Origin of the sequence: Nonomuraea sp. B5E05, from assembly GCF_039880665.1 — a bacterium.
Taxonomy (GTDB): Bacteria; Actinomycetota; Actinomycetes; order Streptosporangiales; family Streptosporangiaceae; genus Nonomuraea.
In genome coordinates this window covers 187,388-206,559 of record NZ_JBDPMJ010000002.1, presented here as the reverse complement: position 1 = coordinate 206,559, position 19,172 = coordinate 187,388, and the positions used below count along the sequence as shown (strand labels likewise).

General features: G+C 70.9%; 17 protein-coding genes. 6 read left to right on the top strand and 11 right to left on the bottom strand.

Annotation, left to right across the window (positions count from 1 at the left end; all coding sequences use genetic code 11):
* Positions 1–45 precede the first annotated feature (45 nt).
* On the bottom strand, positions 46–945 hold the full coding sequence (gene murQ, locus ABGB01_RS04405) for an N-acetylmuramic acid 6-phosphate etherase (RefSeq protein ID WP_347770543.1): 900 nt from the start codon (positions 943–945) through the stop codon (positions 46–48).
* Positions 946–1,002: 57 nt separating this feature from the next.
* On the opposite strand from murQ, the gene ABGB01_RS04400 reads away from it, so the two are divergent.
* Positions 1,003–2,130, top strand: coding sequence for a DUF1343 domain-containing protein (locus ABGB01_RS04400; protein ID WP_347770541.1), 1,128 nt, complete (start codon positions 1,003–1,005; stop codon positions 2,128–2,130).
* A gap of 68 nt (positions 2,131–2,198) precedes the next feature.
* Here the strand turns inward: ABGB01_RS04400 and ABGB01_RS04395 are convergent, their stop codons facing one another.
* From ABGB01_RS04395 to ABGB01_RS04360, 8 genes are all read right to left on the bottom strand, one after another.
* Complete coding sequence (locus ABGB01_RS04395; protein WP_347770539.1) at positions 2,199–3,101, bottom strand: GNAT family N-acetyltransferase; 903 nt, start codon at positions 3,099–3,101, stop codon at positions 2,199–2,201.
* Positions 3,101–4,111, bottom strand: coding sequence for an ABC transporter ATP-binding protein (locus ABGB01_RS04390; RefSeq protein WP_347770537.1), 1,011 nt, complete (start codon positions 4,109–4,111; stop codon positions 3,101–3,103). The genes ABGB01_RS04395 and ABGB01_RS04390 overlap by 1 nt, the downstream gene beginning before the upstream one ends.
* Positions 4,108–5,106: an ABC transporter ATP-binding protein gene (locus ABGB01_RS04385; RefSeq protein WP_347770535.1), complete on the bottom strand. Its 999-nt coding sequence runs from the start codon at positions 5,104–5,106 to the stop codon at positions 4,108–4,110. Before ABGB01_RS04385 ends, ABGB01_RS04390 begins: the two co-directional genes overlap by 4 nt.
* 2 nt (positions 5,107–5,108) lie before the next feature.
* Entirely contained in the window at positions 5,109–6,008 is a 900-nt protein-coding gene (locus ABGB01_RS04380; protein ID WP_347621319.1) for an ABC transporter permease, read from the bottom strand.
* Positions 6,005–7,015, bottom strand: coding sequence for an ABC transporter permease (locus ABGB01_RS04375; RefSeq protein ID WP_347770532.1), 1,011 nt, complete (start codon positions 7,013–7,015; stop codon positions 6,005–6,007). Before ABGB01_RS04375 ends, ABGB01_RS04380 begins: the two co-directional genes overlap by 4 nt.
* Before the next feature lie 11 nt (positions 7,016–7,026).
* Positions 7,027–8,847: an ABC transporter substrate-binding protein gene (locus ABGB01_RS04370; protein ID WP_347770530.1), complete on the bottom strand. Its 1,821-nt coding sequence runs from the start codon at positions 8,845–8,847 to the stop codon at positions 7,027–7,029.
* A gap of 162 nt (positions 8,848–9,009) precedes the next feature.
* Positions 9,010–9,978: a zinc-binding alcohol dehydrogenase family protein gene (locus ABGB01_RS04365; RefSeq protein WP_347770528.1), complete on the bottom strand. Its 969-nt coding sequence runs from the start codon at positions 9,976–9,978 to the stop codon at positions 9,010–9,012.
* Between the two features lies 1 nt (position 9,979).
* Positions 9,980–11,176, bottom strand: coding sequence for a M20 family metallopeptidase (locus tag ABGB01_RS04360; protein ID WP_347770526.1), 1,197 nt, complete (start codon positions 11,174–11,176; stop codon positions 9,980–9,982).
* 110 nt (positions 11,177–11,286) lie between these two features.
* Here ABGB01_RS04360 and ABGB01_RS04355 point away from each other — a divergent pair, with 110 nt between their 5' ends.
* The 3 genes from ABGB01_RS04355 to ABGB01_RS04345 all read left to right on the top strand — a co-directional run bounded on the left by ABGB01_RS04355 (position 11,287) and on the right by ABGB01_RS04345 (position 13,269).
* Positions 11,287–12,066, top strand: a complete 780-nt coding sequence (locus ABGB01_RS04355) for an HAD-IIA family hydrolase (protein WP_347770524.1) — start codon at positions 11,287–11,289, stop codon at positions 12,064–12,066.
* A gap of 43 nt (positions 12,067–12,109) precedes the next feature.
* Positions 12,110–12,733, top strand: coding sequence for a hypothetical protein (locus ABGB01_RS04350; protein ID WP_347770522.1), 624 nt, complete (start codon positions 12,110–12,112; stop codon positions 12,731–12,733).
* A gap of 113 nt (positions 12,734–12,846) precedes the next feature.
* Positions 12,847–13,269 carry a hypothetical protein gene (locus tag ABGB01_RS04345; RefSeq protein ID WP_347770520.1) on the top strand — a complete coding sequence of 141 codons (423 nt, stop codon included), beginning with the start codon at positions 12,847–12,849 and terminating at the stop codon, positions 13,267–13,269.
* Between the two features lie 3 nt (positions 13,270–13,272).
* Here ABGB01_RS04345 and ABGB01_RS04340 read toward each other — a convergent pair whose 3' ends face one another.
* Positions 13,273–13,722, bottom strand: coding sequence for an NUDIX hydrolase (locus ABGB01_RS04340; protein ID WP_347770518.1), 450 nt, complete (start codon positions 13,720–13,722; stop codon positions 13,273–13,275).
* Positions 13,723–13,800: 78 nt separating this feature from the next.
* Between ABGB01_RS04340 and ABGB01_RS04335 the strand changes: the two genes are divergently transcribed.
* Positions 13,801–14,730: an acyl-ACP desaturase gene (locus tag ABGB01_RS04335; protein ID WP_347770516.1), complete on the top strand. Its 930-nt coding sequence runs from the start codon at positions 13,801–13,803 to the stop codon at positions 14,728–14,730.
* A 57-nt stretch (positions 14,731–14,787) separates the two neighbouring features.
* Positions 14,788–16,752 (top strand): AarF/UbiB family protein, encoded by a 1,965-nt coding sequence (locus ABGB01_RS04330; RefSeq protein WP_347770514.1) that lies wholly within the window; start codon positions 14,788–14,790, stop codon positions 16,750–16,752.
* A gap of 25 nt (positions 16,753–16,777) precedes the next feature.
* On the opposite strand, the gene ABGB01_RS04325 is transcribed toward ABGB01_RS04330, so the two are convergent.
* Positions 16,778–18,787 (bottom strand): zinc ribbon domain-containing protein, encoded by a 2,010-nt coding sequence (locus ABGB01_RS04325; protein WP_347770512.1) that lies wholly within the window; start codon positions 18,785–18,787, stop codon positions 16,778–16,780.
* Positions 18,788–19,172: the final 385 nt, after the last annotated feature.

Sequence of the window (19,172 nt, the reverse complement as noted above, 5' to 3'; positions counted from 1 at the left end):
CCGTCCCCCTCATCCCCGTCGCGGCCCCGTCGTGGTGTGGCGGCCTCAGCCGCTCAGCGCGTCGCTGAGGCGCTCGCCGTGCGACTCCAGCAGCGCGCGGGCCGCCTCGGCGTCGAGCCCGTGCTGGATCATCAGCACCGCGATCTTCGCCTGGCCGCCGGCCGCGTCCAGCGCCGCCACGGCCGTCTCCTGGTCGGCTCCGGTGATGTCCCTGACCATGCGCAGCGCCCGTCCGGCGAGCTTGTTGTTCATCGCCGACATCTCGATCATCTCGTTGCCGTACGTGCGGCCGAGCCTGACCATGGAGATCGTGGAGATCATGTTCAGCACGAGCTTCTGCGCCGTCCCGGCCTTGAGGCGGGTCGAGCCGGTTACCACCTCGGGCCCCACGACCACCTCGATCGCGTGTTCGGCGGCGGCCGACAGCGGCGCGTCCGCGTTGCACGACAGGGCGGCGGTGAGCGCGCCGCGGCCGGACGCCTCCGCCAGCGCGCCCAGCACGAAAGGGGCCCGGCCGCTGGCGGAGACGCCCAGCACCGAGTCCAGCGGGCCGGCCTCCAGGGCCTTGATGGCGGCGGCCCCGGCCTCCGCGTCGTCCTCCGCACCCTCGACGGACCGGGTCAGCGCCTCGGGCCCGCCGGCGATGATCCCCTGCACCAGCGAAGGGTCGGTGCCGAACGTGGGCGGGCACTCGCTGGCGTCGAGCACCGCCAGCCGTCCCGACGTTCCCGCGCCGACGTACAGCAGCCGGCCGCCCTCGGCCATCCGCGCCGCGATGGCGTCGATGGCGGCCGAGATGGCCGGGACGGCCGCCGCCACGGCGGCGGGCACGGCCGTGTCGGCCTGGTTCATCAGTCGGGCGATCTCCTCGGTGGGCAGCCGGTCGATCTGGCTGTAGCGGGGGTCGCTCTGCTCGGTGGACAGCTCGGGTAGCGGATCAATCATGACGCTAATTTCCACCCTTTACTTCTCTCTTGTAAATATCTTTCAGACAATGGGTTCATGACGCACGTACGCACCGGAGCAGAACGGCTGGCCACGACCCCCTCGCTCGCAGGGGGAACCCGCCTCGGCCTGATCACGAACCCCACCGGAATCCTCCCCGACCTGACCCCCACCCCCGACGCGCTCATGGCCGCGGGCGCCGGCCTCACCGCCATGTTCGGACCCGAGCACGGCATGCGCGGCACCGCGCAGGCGGCCGGCAGCGAGGGCGACACGGTGGACGAGAGGACCGGGCTGCCGGTGTACGACACCCACAAGCTCTCGGGCGAGGCGCTGGACCGCGTCGTCGCCGCCTCCGGGGTGGACACCCTGGTCTTCGACATCGCCGACGTCGGCGCCCGCTTCTACACCTACGTCTGGACCATGTACGACCTCATGGAGTCCGCCGCCCGGCTGGGCCTGCGGTTCGTGGTGCTGGACCGGCCCAACCCGCTCGGCGGCGCCGTGGAGGAGGGCCCGCTGCTCGACCCGGCGTTCGCCAGCTTCGTGGGGCGGTTCCCGCTGCCCGTGCGGCACGGCAGGACCGTGGGGGAGCTGGCCGTGCTGTTCGGGTTCGACCTGGACCTGCACGTGATCGAGATGGAGGGCTGGCGGCGCGACATGACGTACGCCGAGACCGGGCTGCCCTGGGTGATGCCGTCGGTCAACATGCCGACCGTGGACACCGCGCTCGTCTACCCGGGCACCGGCCTGTTCGAGGGCACCGACTTCTCCGAGGGGCGCGGCACCACCAGGCCGTTCGAGCTGGCCGGGGCGCCGTACGTGGACGGGCGGTTCGCCCCCGCGCTGGCCGGGCTCGGCCTGCCGGGCGTGCGCTTCCGCGAGACGTGGTTCACGCCCACGTTCCACAAGCACGCCGGCACGCCCGTCCGCGGGGTCCAGCTCCACGTGCACGACCGCCACGCGTTCCGGCCGGTGCTGACGGGACTGTCGATGTTGCACGTGGCCCGTACCCTCTACCCCGATGACCTGCGCTGGTGGGGCCCCGACCTGTTCATGGACCACCTGTGGGGCTCCGACGCGCTGACCCGCACCATGGAGGCCGGCGAGGACCCCCGCGAGCTGTGCCCGCCCCCGGCGCACCCCGAGGGCCGTTTGCTCTACGGCGGCCCCGCGGAGGGCTGAACGCGCGCCTGCGGGGGCCGTGTGCGACGGCCCCCGGCGGGTGTCAGGTTGTGCGGGGACGCGGGCCATCACGCCAGATCGCGCCGGTAGAGCCAGAAGACGCGTTCCGCCCGCGCGCCGACGGCACGCGAGTAGAACCGCAACGGCCCGACCCACCCGATCTGGGCGTCGGCCTGCCCGGCGGCCCGCTGGTCGGCCAGGCACCTGCGCAGCAGCACCCGGCCGAGGCCCAGGCCGCGAGCGTCCGGCGCGGTGCCCGTGGGCCCGAACCACGCAGGCCGCGCCCCCCAGGCGGCGAACCCCAGGACACGCCCGTCACGCTCGCCGTAGTGCACCCCGGCCGCGTGCGCCGCCTCCCAGGCCCAGGAGCCGTTGAAGTGCTCGCGGACGAACGCCGTCACCCGCTCGCGGTCGTCGCCGGCCGCGTGCACGGTCACGCCGTGCCGGGCCAGCCGTTCGAGGTCGTCCTCCACGGACAGGTCCACGCCCAGGTCGGCCGTCATGTTCCAGGCGACGGAGTAGCGCTCGTACCCGAGGCGCTCGGCGAGGCAGGCCGCGGCGGTGTAGCGCACGTCGATGCCCGGCCAGGCGTAGCACGGCGGGTTGCCGGCGAAGCGCACCTGCCGGGCGCCCTGCCCGGCCAGCCACTCCTCGCCCGCCCGCACCAGCGCCCGCCCGCGCCCCTGACCCTGCGCCGACGGGTGCACGGCCAGCAGGTCGATGTGCCCCGCCGGGGCCCCGTCGCCGGTGGCGTCGTCGGTGTCCGTGGCCGACATCGACACCATCACGACCCCGCCGTCCGTGGTCAGCGCCGTCCACTTCCGCCCGGCAGGGGGCCGCGACAGATAGCCGACCAGGGCCGCGGCCTCCGCGGTGTCCAGCGTCAGGGCCGCGGTGGCGATGTCGGACGCCTCGGCGAGCCCAGCAGAAGGACCCGTGAACCACTGGGCGGCCCGCACGGTGTGGGCCATCACACCTCGCTCATCGGGCGGGCGATCACGCTGCGGCGCTCGGGGAAGAAGCACGCGTGCTCCTGCGGGACGCCCGCGGTCAACTGCAGCAGCGGCCGCTCATCCTCGCACCGCTCCGCGCGGAACGGGCAGCGGCGGGCGAACAGGCAGCCCTCGTCGGCCTGGCTCTCGTCCAGCGACTCCAGCGGCTCCACCGGCTGCTCGCCCGGCCGCTCCAGGCCGTGCAGCACCGGGATGGCCGACAGCAGCGACTGCGTGTACGGGTGCACCGGGTCGGCGATGATCGTGTCCACCGGGCCGCGCTCGACGACCTGGCCGCGGTAGATGACGTACAGCTCGCCGTCGCCGCCGATGTAGCGGGCGGTGGCCACGTCGTGCGTGATGAACAGCACGCTCACGCCCAGCCGCTCGCGCAGGTCCTTCAGCAGCGCCAGGATGCCGAGCCGCAGCGACACGTCGATCATCGAGACGGCCTCGTCCGCGACGAGCATCTCGGGGTCGACGGTCAGCGCCCTGGCGATGACGACCCGCTGCCGCATGCCGCCGGAGAGCTGGTGCGGGTAGCGCGCCAACACCGAGCCCGGATCGAGCCCCACCAGCGACAGCACCTCGGCCGCCCGCTCCTCCATCCACGCCCTGGACCGCCCGGTCTGCCTGGCCCGCAGGCTGAGCGGCGCGTACAGCGTCTGGTGGACCGTCCTGGTCGGGTTGAGCGCGGAGTAGGGGTCCTGGTGGATCATCTGGATCTTGCGGAAGTGCGGCTGGCGCTGCTTGGGCTTGAGCGGCGACATCGGCACGTCGCCGATCACGACGTCGCCCGCGTCGTACGTCTCCAGCCCCGCGATGATGCGCCCCAGCGTCGTCTTGCCGCATCCGGACTCGCCGATGAACGAGGCCGCGCCGCCCTTCGGGATCGCGAAGTCGACGCCGCGCAGCGCCTGCACCTCGCGGGCGCCGAGCACCTTGCCGCGCTGCTTGAACGTCTTGACGATGCCGGTCCCGGTGATCATGCGTGCTCCTTCACGGTCACGGCGTGGCAGGCCACCGTCCTCGGCCCGCCGGCCCCGTCGTCGGTACGGGCCTCGGGGTCCATGGTGTCGCACACGTCCATGCGCAGCGGGCAGCGCTCCCTGAACACGCAGCCCTCGGCCGGCACCGTGGCCAGCGTCGGCGGCCGTCCCGGCAGCGCCTGGGCCTCGTCGATGTCGCCGACGAGCCGGGGGATGGCCTTGATGAGACCCCTGGTGTAGGGGTGCCGCGGCGCGCCCAGCACCTCCCGGGTCGGGCCCTGCTCGACGAGCCGGCCGCCGTACATGACGGCCAGCCGGTCGGCGACCTCGGCCACCACGCCGATGTCGTGCGTGATGACGAGCGTCGTCAGGCCGCGCTCCGCGTGCACCTCACGGACGATCTTGAGGATGTTCGCCTGGGTGATCATGTCGAGCGCGGTCGTCGGCTCGTCCAGCACCACCAGGTGCGCGTTGAGCACCAGCGCGAGCATGATGCCGACCCGCTGACGCATGCCGCCGGACAGCTCGTGCTGGTGCGAGTCGAGCACCCTGGCGCCGTCCAGCCCCATCCGGCCGAGCAGCTCCTTGGCCTCGCGCACGAGGGCGCGCAGGTCCTCCACGCCGTGCGAGCGGCCCAGGTCGAGCAGTTGCTTGCCGACGGTCTTGAGCGGGTTGAGTGAGTTCTGGGCGGCCTGGAAGACGTAGCCGATGTGCTTGCCGCGCGCCTTGCGCAGCTGCTCGTTCCGCAGGCCCACCACGTCGCCGAGCCCGTCGATCTCGACGCTGCCCGCCGAGATCCGGCCCGGCGGCTGCACCGCGTTCAGCAGCGACAGCGCGAGCGTGGACTTGCCCGACCCGGACTCGCCGACGATGCCGGTGATCGTGCCCGGCTCCAGCGTCAGGTCCACGTCCCTGACCGCGGGCAGCTCGCCCGCGGGTGTCTTGTAGACGACCGTGAGGCCGTCGATGCGCACTCCCGGCGCAGTCCTCGTCACGGTCACTCCTCGCGCAGCCGGGGGTTGAAGATCTCGTCCATGGCGTCGACCACGAGCACGATGGCCAGCGTCAGCAGCAGGATCGCCAGCAGCGGCCCCAGCAGGAAGCCGAGCGCGCTCGGCACGGTCAGCGCCCCCGAGCGGAACACGGCCGTGTTGAGCATCTGGCCCCAGTTGTTCGACTCGTACGGCAACACGCCCAGGAAGAAGAGCCCGACCTGCGAGTAGACGCCGCCGGTGATCGCGATGAGCATGTTCATCGCGATGTACGGGGCCATGCTCGGCAGCAGTTCCTTGCCCACGATGTGCGTGGTGGACAGCCCGAGCCCGCGCGCCGCCTCGATGAAGCCGCGCTCACGCAGCGACAGGGTCTGCGCCCGCACGGCCCGCGCCACGCCGCCCCAGCTGAGCAGCCCCAGCACCAGGCCCATCTGCACGGCGCTGTTGAACTTCCACACCGTCGACAACACCAGCAGCAGCGGCAGGCCGGGGATGGTCAGCTTCATGTCGGTGAGCCGCATGAGCACGGTGTCCCAGCGGCCCCGCTTGAAGCCGGAGAACAGCCCGATGGCGGTGCCCAGCACGACCGTGATGACGGCGGTGACGAGGGCGGCCAGCAGGACGTACCGGGAGCCGGTGACCACCAGGGCGATCACGTCCCTGCCCTGGTCGTCGGTGCCGAGCCAGTGCTCCCAGCTCGGCGGCCTGGTGAGCATGGCGGGGTCGCGGGGCAGCGGGTCGGGGTAGAACAGCGGCCCGAACAGGCCCATGAAGACGAACCCGGCCATCAGCACGACGCCCACCAGGCGGCTGGGCTTGCGCTTCATGACGCGCCACACGCCCGACCAGAAGTTGCGCCGCATGGCGGCGCTCGTCGACGTGCTCTCGAGCAGCACACTCATGCGCCGGCCTCCTCACCGCTGCGGACCCGCGGGTCGATCACGCTGTAGAACAGGTCCGCGATGATGTTGGCCACGATGATGGCCGCCGTGATCAGCAGGAACGCCCCGCTCATCAGCGCGTAGTCCCGCATGGTGATGCTGTCGAGGAGCAGCAGCCCGAGCCCCGGATAGTTGAAGATCCGCTCGATGAACACCGCGCCGCCGAGCAGCAGCCCCAGCGACAGCGCGAGGATCGTGAACAGCGGCAGGATCGCGTTGCGCGCGATGTACCTGAAGATGATCGAGCGCTTCATCCCGCGCAGCTCGGCGGCCAGGATGAAGTCGTCGCCCAGGACGGTCACCACGCTCGACTTCATCGCGAGGATCCAGCCGCCGTACGCGGCCAGCGCGTACGTCACCACCGGCAGCACCGCGTGCTCGGCCAGCGAGCCGATGTAGCCGGCGTTGAACCCGGGCTCGAAGAGGATGTCCACCGGGCCGTCGGCGGGCAGGATCGGGATGAGCGTCGCGAAGATCGCGCTGAGCAGCAGGCCCAGCACGTACTGCGGCACCCCGTGCAGCAGCGACCCCGAGACGGCCAGGACGTCGCCGAGCTTGCCCGTGCGCTTGATGGCCGCGTAGACGCCCAAGATGATGCCGACGAGGAAGCTCAGCAGCGTGCCCGCCAGCACCGGGAGCACGGTCCACTTGGCCGCCTCGCCGAGCACCTCGGTGACCGGGGCGCCGGCGTGGGTCACCGACTGGCCCAGGTCGAAGGTGAGCAGGCCCGCCATGTAGTCGGTGTACTGCTCCCAGAGCGAGCCCGTGGGCTGGAACCCGTACAGCACGCGGGTCGCCTGCTCGGCCGCCTCGGGCGCCATGCCCTGCTCGATCAGCTTCTGCACGTTCGCGGCGACCGGGTCACCGGGAATGCTCCTGACGATGAAGAAACTGATCGTGGCGACGACCAGGATCATGACGATCCCGCGGGCCAGATGGCCCGCGAGTCGGCGTGTGATGACCGTCATAGGCTCTTTCTCTACTGCTTCTTCTTGACCAGGCCGAGCTGGATCCAGACCCCGGCCGGCAGGCGCAGCAGGTCGCTGTCCTGCTCGGGCCAGCCGGTGAAGCGGCTGGTGTTGGTGAACTGCGTGTTCACGTAGTCCCAGAGCTGGATGGCGGGCAGGTCCTGGTTGGCGGCCTTGGCGAGCTGCGACATGATCGGCTTGGCCTCCTCGGCGGAGGCCGCGTTGAGCTTGCCGGTCAGCTCACCAGGGTTGATCGTGCCGACGCCTTCGACGTCGATCTCCTCGGCGCTGCCCATCCAGTTGCCGCCCTTGCCGGGGGCGCTGTGCTTGACCTTGCCCGCGACGTTGGTCCAGCCGTTGGAGGCGCCGTAGAGACGCTGGTAGATGTCGTACGGCGCAGGGCCGAGCGCCATCAGCCAGAAGCCGACGTCGTACTTGCCGGCCGCGATCTCCTCAAGGTAGATCGGGTAGTCGGCGACGGTGACGACCTCGGCGTCCACGCCGTTCTCGATGAGCTGGCTCTTGATGTTCTCCTGGGCGGAGATCCAGTCGGAGAAGCCGGAGGGCGCGTGCATGGTCACCTTCCACGGCGACCCGTCGGCCAGCGTCCACTTGCCGTTCTTCTTCTGCAGGCCGGCTTCCTTGAACTCCGTCTCGGCCTTGGCCACGTCGTGCGCGTACGGCTCCAGGCTCGACAGCTCGTCGCCGATCCACTCCTGGGCGGGCTTCTGGTGCATGCCGGTCGTCGTCACGGCCGCCGTGCCGCCCTCGGGCGAGGCCACCTTGGTGACCTGCTGGCGGTCGATCAGGTAGGCCAGGCCGCGCCGCACGTGCACGTTGTCGTACGGCTTCTTCGACTGGTTGAACGCCATGCCGACGGCCACCGGGGAGAAGCCCTTGATCAGGTGGGAGCCGGGCGCCTGCTTGATGCGGTTCATCACGTCGGTCGGGGCGGCGACGAAACCGGACTGGTCGAGCTTGCCGGCGGTCAGGTAGTTCCAGATCTGCTCGTTGCCGCTGAAGTTGAGGAACTTCACCTGGTCGGGAGCGACGTTGGCGGCGTTGTAGAAGTTCTTGTTCTTCAGCAGCAGGGCCTCGCCGGGGTTGACCCGCTCCAGCGTGAACGGCCCGGCGGAGACGTCCTGCGGCGGCTTGAAGGCGAGCACCTTCTGGCCGACGGCGAGGATCTCCTCGCGCGCCTTCTCGGCGCCGTCGCCGGTGCCCCTGGAGGTCTTCAGCTTCTCCCAGAAGTCGGCGGGCAGCACGCTGTTCCACACGTGCGCGGGCACGACCAGGCTGTCCATGACGCCGCGGGCGAACTTGGAGCTCGGGTTCGACATGTCCTGGGTGACCTTGACGGTCTTGTCGTCGACGACCTCCACATCCGCCGCCGCGCCGGCCGCGCCGGGCGTGATCGCGAACGCGGTGCTGCCCTGCGTGTAGGCGATGCCGATGGAGAGCTTGACGTCCTCGGCCGTGACCGGCTTGCCGTCGGACCACTTGCCGTTCGGCTGCAGGTGCAGGGTGATCGAGGAGTTGTCCTCCGCGATCTCCCACTTCTCCGCGATGCCGGGGTAGAACTGGTTGGGGTCGGTCACGTGGTTCTTGACCCACCCCAGCTTCATCGCGTTGTACCCCAGGTAGGAGTTACCCTTCGGGTGCCAGGGGTTGGCGGGGGCGCTCGCGTCGAGGCCCGGCCTGTTGACGTCGATCGTGGTGAACAGGCCGCCACCACCGCCCGAGCCGCCTGACTTGTCGGTGGTGCCACCACTGCATGCCGCAGTCGCGGTGGCAAGGCCCAGCAACGCCACTACCGCTGCCAGTCGCTTCATTTGCCGCTCCGGAGGATGTCGAGCCTGTTGAGGGATCTGCAGGAGTTGACCGGACACTACGATCACGTCAGACCGGCGTCAATAATCTCCAGGGGTTGTGAGGTTAATGTAACTTTCCTTCATCAGTGTGCGAAGTGGAGCTAAGCGCCGTCAAGTAAAACGTCAGTTCATTACCAAGACGGCAGCCCCGCTGACCTGGTCGTTCGCCAGATCGGCCAGCGCCTGGGCGGCCTCTTCCAAGGGGTAGGGAGTCGTCGTCACCCGCGGCCGGTGGGCCAGCGCGAGCTCCAGATAGGCCCGGCCGTCGGCCCTGGTGTTGGCCGTCACGCTGCGCACGGTCCGCTCCTGGAAAAGGTGGCGCTCGTAGCTCAGCGGCGGCACGTCGGTCAGGTGGATCCCGGCGATGGCCAGCGTCCCGCCCCGGTCGAGCGCCTCCAGCGCCGGCGGCACCAGCGTGCCCACCGGAGCGAACAGGATGGCCGAGTCCAGCGGCTCCGGCGGCGGGCCACCGGTCGCAGAGGCCGCTCCCAGCTCCAGCGCCAGCTCGCGGGAGGCGGGGGACCTGCTGACGGCGTGCACCGTGGCCCCCTGCGCGATGGCGGCCTGTGCGGCCAGATGGGCCGAGGCCCCGAACCCGTAGATGCCCAGCCGCCCGCCCTGCGGCAGGTCGGCACGGGCCAGCGCCCGGTAGCCGATGATCCCCGCGCACAGCAGCGGCGCCAGCCACTCGGCGGGAGGCTCGCCGGGCAGGGGATAGACGTAGGCGGACGGCGCGACGAGATAGTCGGCGAACCCGCCGTCGGCGTCCCACCCGGTGTAGGTGGAGGCGGGGCAGAGGTTCTCCATCCCCCTGACGCAGTAACGGCACCTCCCGCAGGTGGAGCGGAGCCAGGCCACCCCGACCCGCCGGTCCGTGCCGACGACCCGGCCGACCACCTGGTGGCCCGGGGTGGTGCGGGGCCGCCGCGGCGCCAGGTCGCCCTCCGCCAGATGCAGGTCCGTACGGCACACGCCGCACGCCTCCACCCGCACCAGCACCTCGCCGGGCCCCGGCTCGGGCACCTCCCGCTCGACGAGCTCCAGCGGCCCCGACGCCATCGGCCCCGGCCGGTTCACCACCCAGGCGCGCACGTCAGCCGACCCCGGCGAGGCGCTCGTGGGCGAGGGTGGCGTAGAGCGCGGCCCCGTCCGGCAGGACCGAGTCGTCGAAGACCGCCTCGGGCGAGTGGTTGTAGGGGGCCGTGGCCGGGTCGCGATCGGGCGGGCACGCCCCCAGGAAGACGAACGCCCCTGGCACGGAGTCCAGCACGTACGAGAAGTCCTCCGAGCCCATCACCGGCTGCGGCGAGACGAAGTAACGGCCGGGCCCGAAGAGCTCGTCGGCCGTCCTGCCCAGGAAGTCCGCCTCGCTCCCGTTGTTCACCGTCACCGGGTAGCCCATTCCGAACGACGCCTCGGCGCGCAGCCCGTGGGCCGCCGCGATGCCCTCCACGACCTCCACCAGCCGCCGCTTGACCAGGGTCCTGTTCTCCTTGCTGAAGGTCCGGACCGTCGCGTCGAACCGGGCGTCGTCGGGGATGATGTTGTCCGCCGACCCGCCGTGGAAGCTGCCCACCGTCACGACCACGGGGTCGAACACGTCGAACGTCCTGGTCACCATCGACTGCAGCGCCGCGACCATCTCGCAGCCCGCCTGGATCGGGTCGAGGGACCGGTGCGGGCTCGAGCCGTGGCCGCCCCGCCCTCTGACCGTCACGGAGAACGTGTCCGCCGCCGCCATGATCGGCCCCGGCCGCGAGGCGAACGACCCCAGCGGCAACATCGAGGAGACCACGTGCATGCCGTAGGCCGCCACAGGGCGGGAGCCGGCCGCGTCGAGCACGCCCTCGGCGATCATGTGCTTCGCGCCGTCGTGGCCCTCCTCGCCCGGCTGGAACATGAAGACGACGTCCCCGGCCAGCTCGTCGCGCCGCGCGCTCAGCAGCCGCGCCGCTCCCACCAGCATCGCGGTGTGCAGATCGTGCCCGCACGCGTGCATCTGCCCCGCCAGCCCGGAGACGTACGGCAGGTCGTTCTTCTCCGTCACCGGCAGCGCGTCCATGTCGCCGCGCAGCAGCACGGCGGGGCCCGGCCGCCCGCCCCTCAGCACCGCGGTCACGGAGCTCAGCGCCGTGCCCGTCTTGATCTCCAACGGCAGCCCGTCCAGGGCGGCCAGCACCTTCTCCTGGGTGCGGGGCAACTGGAGACCGATCTCCGGAGTGGTGTGCAGCGAGTGCCTGAGCTGGACGATTTCGTCCCGCATGTCCTGCGCGGATTCAGTGAACGACATGAGGCCATTGTTCATGTCCGTGCCGTCGCGTCCAGTCATGCCACGCTGGTGGCGGTTCGCCACACCCCGCGGGCAGGAGGCCGGTACGGCTCCATCGGTAGGATGGGGCGGTGACCGAGCGTAAACGGATCGACTTCTGGTTGTCCGACATGGACGGAGTGCTCGTCCACGAGGGGCGTCCGATCCCCGGTGCGGACGAATTCATCAAACGGCTCAGCGAGTCCGGAACACCCTTCCGGGTGCTGACCAACAACTCGATCTACACGGCGCGCGACCTGTCGGTGCGGCTGAGCGCCGCGGGCCTCGACGTGCCCCCCGCCTCCATCTGGACCTCCGCCGTGGCCACCGCGGAGTTCCTCGACGACCAGCGGGCGGGCGGCACGGCGTACGTGATCGGCGAGGCGGGCCTGACGACGGCGCTGCACGAGGTGGGCTACGTGCTCACCGACCTCGACCCCGACTACGTCGTGCTCGGCGAGACCCGCACCTACAGCTTCACCCAGATCACCCGCGCCATCCGGCTCATCGAGGGCGGCGCGCGCTTCATCGCCACCAACCCCGACGCGATCGGCCCCTCCACCGAGGGTTCCCTGCCGGCCTGCGGCGCCGTGGCGGCCATGATCACCAAGGCCACGGGCGTCGCCCCCTACTTCGTCGGCAAGCCCAATCCCCGCATGATGCGCAGCGCGCTCAACGCCATCGGCGGCCACAGCGAGACCACCGCGATGATCGGCGACCGCATGGACACCGACATCGTGTGCGGCATGGAGGCGGGGCTCTACACGATCCTCGTCCTCACCGGCGTCACCGCGCGCGACCAGGTCGAGCGCTTCCCCTACCGCCCGTCCCTGGTGGTCGACTCGGTGGCCGACCTCATCGAATTCATCTGAACCTGACGTTCCCTGACAGGTACACCTGGCAGGCTCACCTGTCATGACCCGCGTTTACCTGGAGACCGGCCCGAAGAAGGTGTTCGCCTGCTCGCTCGACTGGCCCGGCTGGTGCCGGATCGCCAAGGGCGAGGAGGCGGCGCTCGAACGGCTGCTGGAATACGCGCCCCGCTACCGCGTGGTGGCCGCGCGGGCCGGGCTGGAGTTCGCGCCGGGCGACCTGGTGGTGGCAGGGCGCGTGCCGGGCAGCGACATGACCGACTTCGGGGTCCCGTACGCGGTGCCCGACCTCGACCTCGAGCCGCTGCCCGCTCCTGAGGCGGAGCGCGGCATCGCCCTGCTGCGGGCGGCCTGGGGCCTGTTCGACGAGACCGCCGCCGCCTCGCCCGAGGAACTGCGCAAGGGGCCGCGGGGCGGCGGGCGCGACCTCACGAAGATCGTCGATCATGTGGAGAACGCCGAGCGCGCCTTCGCCAGGAAGGTCGGCGTGCGGCACCGGCCCTACCGATCCCGCGGCGACCGCGAGGCGATGCGCGAGGAATTGGCGGAGGTCCTGTCACGCCCGTGGGAGCCGCCCCAGACGACGGGCTGGCCGCCCCGCTACGCGCTGCGCCGCATCGCCTGGCACGTCATCGACCACCTCTGGGAGATCGAGGACCGGCGCTGAGCCGTTACGGCGAACACCGGACACGGCTACACGCTGTGACCATATGATGACAGAAATCGGCCGCCCTTGCCGGCGGCCGTGTTCCCATCCGGTCATGGCAGAGGTAGGCGTGCGTGGACATGCGGGCGGAGATTCTCGACCTGAAACTCCGTGTCGAAGAGCTTGAGACGGGCGTCCGGCACGGGGCCGTGGCGATCGGGCGCCGCGGCGAGCGCGACCGGCAGGAGGAGTTCCTGCGCGAGCTCGGAGACCGGACCAAGAGCCTGCGGGCGGACGTCGCGGCGGTGAAGTCGGCGCTCGCGGACGGCAGGGTCGAGATGGTCGAGCAGTTCGCGGCCGTCGAGACCGAGATCGCGGCCATCCGGCGGGAGGTGAGTGCCTGGCCGCCCGCCCCGGAGGCGGGTGAGGGCGTGGTCGCCGACGAGTTCGCGGCCGTCCGGTCGGGGCTGGAGCACGAGTTCAACTCCCTGCGGTCCGAGATGACCGATCTGGGCATCAAGCTCGACCGCCTGCTGAAGCGGCGGGAGAGCGACTGAAGGTCACGCGTCCTGGCCGATGAGCCGGGGGAGCCGGGTGATGGCGGACGACAGGTAGTCCGCCACCGCCTCGGGCACCAGGTGGCGCGTGGTGATCTCCTCGCGCTCCAGCGGCACCCGCACCACCTCGTACACTCCGCGCGACGGATCCTCGAACTCCGGCCCGTGCCGCAGCCCGGGGTCCATCGAGGCCAGCCGGCAGCCGAAGACGTGCTGTGTCTTGACCGCGTCCTTCCACGCGTACGACACGGTGGTCAGCGGCGTCACGCCGAAGACCGTGGCGCCGAGTTCCTCGAGCAGTTCGCGGCGCAACGTGTCGACCAGCGAGCCGTCCTCCGGCTCGACGTGGCCGCCCGGCACCGACCAGTAGACGTCGCGGCCCGGCACCGTACGCCTGAAGAGCACCAGCCGCTCGTCGTCGTCGAGAAGGACGCCCCGGACACTCGGTCGCATACGGCCCACCCTATTTGACCGGTATGTCCTTCGGGTAGCCTAACCTACGGTACCGTAACCTGAAGGAGAAGATCTTTTATGGCGATGACGCAGACGGAGCTGCTGCACGAGCTCGAGCCCGTGGTGGCGGGGGAGCTCGACCGCCACGAGAAAATGGCCAAGGAGTGGTTCCCGCACGAGTACATCCCGTGGAGCGAAGGCCGCGACTTCGACGGCATATACGGGGGCGAGGCGTGGCAGGAAGGCGACTCCAAGATCCCCGAGGCGGCCCGCGTCTCGCTCATCGTCAACCTCCTCACCGAGGACAACCTGCCGAGCTACCACCACGAGATCGCCACCACGTTCGGCCGCGACGGCGCCTGGGGCACCTGGGTGCACCGGTGGACCGCCGAGGAGGACCGCCACGGCACCGCGCTGCGCGACTACCTCACCGTGACCCGCGCCGTCGACCCCGTCGCCCTCGAGCGGGCCCGCATGCGCCACATGGAGCACGGCTTCACCACCGAGTACGGCACCATGCTCCAGCAGCTCGCGTACGTCTCCTTCCAGGAGCTGGCCACCCGCATCTCGCACCGCAACACCGGCAGGGCCTCCGGCGACGAGGGCTGCGAGCGGCTGCTCGCCAGGATCGCCGCCGACGAGAACCTGCACATGCTCTTCTACCGCAACCTGCTCAAGGCCGCCTTCGAGCTCGACCCCAACCAGACCATGCGCGCGGTCACCGACGTCGTCACGACGTTCCAGATGCCGGGCACCGGGATGGACGGCTTCGCCCGCAAGGCCATGATCATCGCTCACGAGGGCATCTACGACCTGCGTCTCCACCTCGACGACGTGCTCATGCCGGTGCTGAAGCAGTGGGCCGTGTTCGACAAGACCGGGCTGGACGCCGAGGGCGAGCAGGCTCGCGAGGAATTGTCGGCGTTTCTGGCCAGGACCGACGCCACCGCCGCCAAGTTCGTCGAACGCCGGGAGGAGCGCCGCGCCCGCGCCGCCGCCCGCACCTGACCTCCCGCACCTGACCCCGGCGCGGAGTGCCGCCCGTCGGTGGCATGATGACGCCCCATGGATCTCCCCGCCCAGCTGCTCATCTGGTTCCTCACGTTCCTGACGGTCATCGCGCTGGCCGTGGCGGCGCAACGGTTGCTGAACGTCAGGTTCGGCATGGTCCGCACGTTCCTGGCGGCTCTGGTCGCCTTCGGGCTGGCGCAGCCGGTGCTGGAGCCGATCATCGGGCTCATCGGCCCGGCCGACCGGGAGACGGTTCCCGGCCCGGGTGCGCTGGGGCTGCTGCTGCTGGTCATCATGTGCGTGGTGCTCATCCCGATGGTGATCCTGGTGCTGGCCGAGGCGCTGGTGCCGCCCGGCTCGGTGCCGGGCCCGCTGGAGTTGTCCCGCTCCGTGCGCGGCCGCATCTCCCGGGCCAGGCGCTACTCGCAAATCACCAGGATCGCCATCAGGCACGGCCTCGGCCCCTACCTGCGGGGCCGGGGCGAGCGCCTGGAGGACCACTCGGGCAAGATGCGGCTGGCCAGGTCGCTGCGCGAGGCGCTCGAGGACGGCGGGGTCACGTTCGTCAAGCTCGGCCAGGTCCTGTCGACCCGGCGCGACCTGCTGCCCGCGGAGTTCGTCGAGGAGCTGGGGCGGCTGCAGGACCAGGTGGCGCCCGCGCCGTGGGAGCGGATCGAGCCGGTGCTCGCCGCGGAGCTGGGCGGGCCGGTCGACGAGGTGTTCGCCGAGTTCGACCGCACGCCGCTGGCCGCCGCCTCCATCGGGCAGGTCCACGTCGCCCGGCTGCACGACGGTCGGAGCGTGGTGGTCAAGGTGCAGCGGCCGGACATCGGCGTGGTCGTCGCCAAGGACCTCGACATCGTCCGGCGGCTGGCCGTCACGCTGGAGTCCAGGACCCGCTGGGGCCGCTCGCTCGGCCTGCGCGACCTGGGCGAGGGGTTCGCCACCGCCATCCGCGAGGAGCTGGACTTCCGGGTCGAGGCCGCCAACATGGCCGCCGTCACCGCCTCAGGCGGCGGCAGCGTCACCTACCCGGCCCCGATCAGCGCCCTGTGCACCGAACGCGTGCTCGTCATGCGGCGCCTGTCCGGCAGGCCGGTCACCGCGGCCACCCGCGAGCAGGGCCCCGAGCTCGCCCGCGACCTGCTCGACTGCCTGCTCAGGCAGATCCTCGTCGAAGGCGTCTTCCACGCCGACCCGCATCCCGGCAACCTCATGCTGCTCGACGACGGCACGCTGGGCCTGCTCGACTTCGGCTCGGTCGGCCGGCTCGACGCCGGCGTGCGCTCCGCCCTGCAACGTTTCCTGCTGGCCATGAACCGGCAGGATCCCCTGGGCGTGACCGACGCGCTGCTGGAGGTCGTGCCGAGGCCCGAGGACATCGACGAGGCCGCGCTCGAACGGGCGCTCGGCCAGTTCATGGCCAGGCACCTGGCCGGCGGCATGGACAGCGCGCAGATGTTCACCGACCTGTTCAAGATCGTCTCCGCGTACGGGCTGTCGATCCCGCCGGAGGTGGCCGCCGTCTTCCGTGCCCTGGCCACGCTGGAGGGCACCCTCATCCGCCTCTCGCCCGGCTTCAACCTCATCGGCGAGGCCCGCGCGTTCGCCGGCCGCTACCTCGCCGAGCAGGTCAGCCCCGAGACGATCAAGGAGTCCGTCGCCCAGGAGCTGGCCGCGCTGGTGCCGATGTTGCGCCGCCTGCCGCGCCGCGTGGAGCGCATCGCCAGCGCGGCCGAGCACGGCAGGTTCAGCATGAACGTGCGCCTGCTCGCCGACGACCGCGACCGCGCCTACCTCACCGGCCTGCTGCACCAGGTGCTGCTCACGGTGCTCGGCGCGACGGCCGGGATCATGGCGGTCATCCTCCTCGGCATCGACGGCGGGCCCGCCGCGCTGGGCACGACGTCGCTGTTCCAGCTCATCGGCTACAACCTGCTGGTGATCTCGGCCATCCTCGTCCTGCGCGTGCTCGCGCTGATCTTCCGCCGTCCCCGCGCATCGGACGAGCGCCTGTGAGCCCTCGCCGGTAAAGCGTCTCTAATCAGCTAAGTGATCCTGTGTCAGACGTAGTGTCTGGCAGCGGGATTTCCCATCGTGGGCGGGTGGCGTGAGCGTGGAGATGGAAGCCCGCGCCCAATGCCGCCCCGCGTGGCCGGTGTCGGCTGGATGGGGAGCCCCCCGGACGGGGTCTGGGGGAGGGAGTGCTGATCGTCGTCACGCTCTGGTGCCGGTGGGCTGCGCGGGGCAGCCGGGTCCGGTCCGTGGGTGCGTGTCCCTCCGGACGCTTGCCCGCCGGACCCGATGGGCCGGTGGGGGAGGGTGCCCTGCGTCGCCTGGGCGCGGGGCGTGTGGTTCGTCGCCGGGTGGGGCCGGTCTTGGACCGGTCCGTTCGGCTGGTCTGTGGTGCGGCCGGGGTGATGACCGCCTTGGCTTCGAGCTTGTCTGCGACGTTGCGGATGACCATCTGCCCGCTGGCGCGGTCGGTCACGGTTGTGGCCTGGTGGGTCAGGCCGCGTGCGGCGATTCGCCGCCATGCACCCATGTCGCGGTCGCCCTGCCAGCCACAGCCGTCGCGGTCGGGGCAGATCGCCCACTTCCAGCCCGGAGCAGTGGGCCGGTCGGGTGCCTTGCGGTGCCGCAACACGGTCAGGCACTGCGGGCAGCGCCGGGAGGTGTCCCGGGCCGGAACGGTGACCACGGCGATGCCCGTCTCGGCGGCCAGGTGCCGCATACGGTCGGCGATCTGCCCGCGTACCTGCTGGGACAAGCGCGTGTTGATGCTGCGGCCCATGCCCCTGGCTTCCATGGAGCGCAGGTCTTCCAGGTAGATGACCGTGGCACCGGCCGCGATGGCCTGGTCCACGGCCCAGCGGGCGGCCGACCAAGCCAGGGCCTGGTTGAGGTGCGACCTGCGCTCCGACACCGCCGTCAGCTCGCCGGTCAGGACCGCGTGCCTGGCGGCCAGGGGATGGCCGGCGTCTTGGCTGATCAGTCGCTGGTAGTGGTCGATTTTAGCGTGGAGGTGTTCGGACAGGCGGCGCAGCCGATGCTGCTTGGCCAGCACGCCGGCGGCCCGGAACTGGGCGCCGGAGCCGAGGGCGGTGAGGCGTCCCTCCTCGTTCAGACGGGCGGCGCCGGCGCTGAGGAGCGTGTTCAGGCCCCAGTCCACGCCGAGTGCGACCGCGTGACCAGTGCGCCGTGTCCTGGGCACCGCGTGGGTGTAGGCAAGATCGGCGCGGACTTCCCCCCGGCCGATGCGCAGGGTGGGCAGGTGCAGCACCGCGCCGGCCGGAATCGTGGGCGGCAGCGCGATCGGGCAGGACACCCACGTCCAGTCCCGGTAGGAGCGCGGGTCGGGACGGGTGGGCAGCTGCAAGCGCAGCAGCGCCCGCCTGGGATCGTCGCCGCGCTCGATGCCGGCCTGCTGCCCGTCGCACGCCGACAGCAGCAGCATCCGCGCTGTGCGCGGCGCTGCCTCCGCCTCGAACACGTCGGCAGGCAGCCGCCCATGCTTACGCTCGAAGGCGGCAATCTGCCGGGTACGGGACTTGATGACGCCTCCCGGCAGATGCCGCCCGCCCGCTACCACCTCACGGACGGCATCCCACTCCTTGGCAGTGCGCCTGGCCGGATCGGCGGGCCACGTCGCCAGCACCCCGCAGGTGAGGTCGGCCCGCCACTTCACCGAGCGCAGGGTCCGCCCGGCCTGCTCCTGCGCCATGCGCACGATACGGTCGTTGACTTTGACGCCCTCGGGAGCGGAGGCGCTCCAGCCCAGGCGGCGCAACGCCATCCAGGCATGGGACGGCAGCTTCCTGCCGCCCGCGTCCTGACCACAGGCCAGCACATGCACATCGGTGGCGTTCCAGTGCGCTTCCACCAGCGAGGCGACCATGCCGGACACCAGATCAACAACCCAGCCAACTCGCTCCTTCAACGCCGAGGAGCTGAGCAGTTCACCGCTGTTCTCATCCACTCCCGTACGCAACACGCCACGGGCGCATGCGGTACGGCAGGTCTTGCCCTCAGCCAGCGGCAGCTTCCGGCTCACCGGGCCTGACCACCATCGGGGCACTGTCCGGACTCCGCCAGCAGCCGCTTGCGAGCGTCCGCCGAACGCATCCCGTACAAGCGGCCGGCAAAGGTGGTGACCAAGGAAATGAAGTCTTCGAGGAGTTCATCCCGCCCACCGACTCTATTCGGGTGCAGGACGTCCAACCTCACGCCTGTACACGGCGAACAACTGCTTGAGCCACCTGACACCGAAGCGAGCCAGCCGGTCCTCATGCGTGACGCGCACGACCGTGACGCTTCCGTCAGCGACCAGCCGCAGCAGCCGGTTGAGCCCCGGCCGATCCTCCCGCCCAGATGACCGGTCCTTGAAACACGGACGATCTCTCCGCTGGAGGTGGCCCGCAGCTCCTCCTGCGCGATAA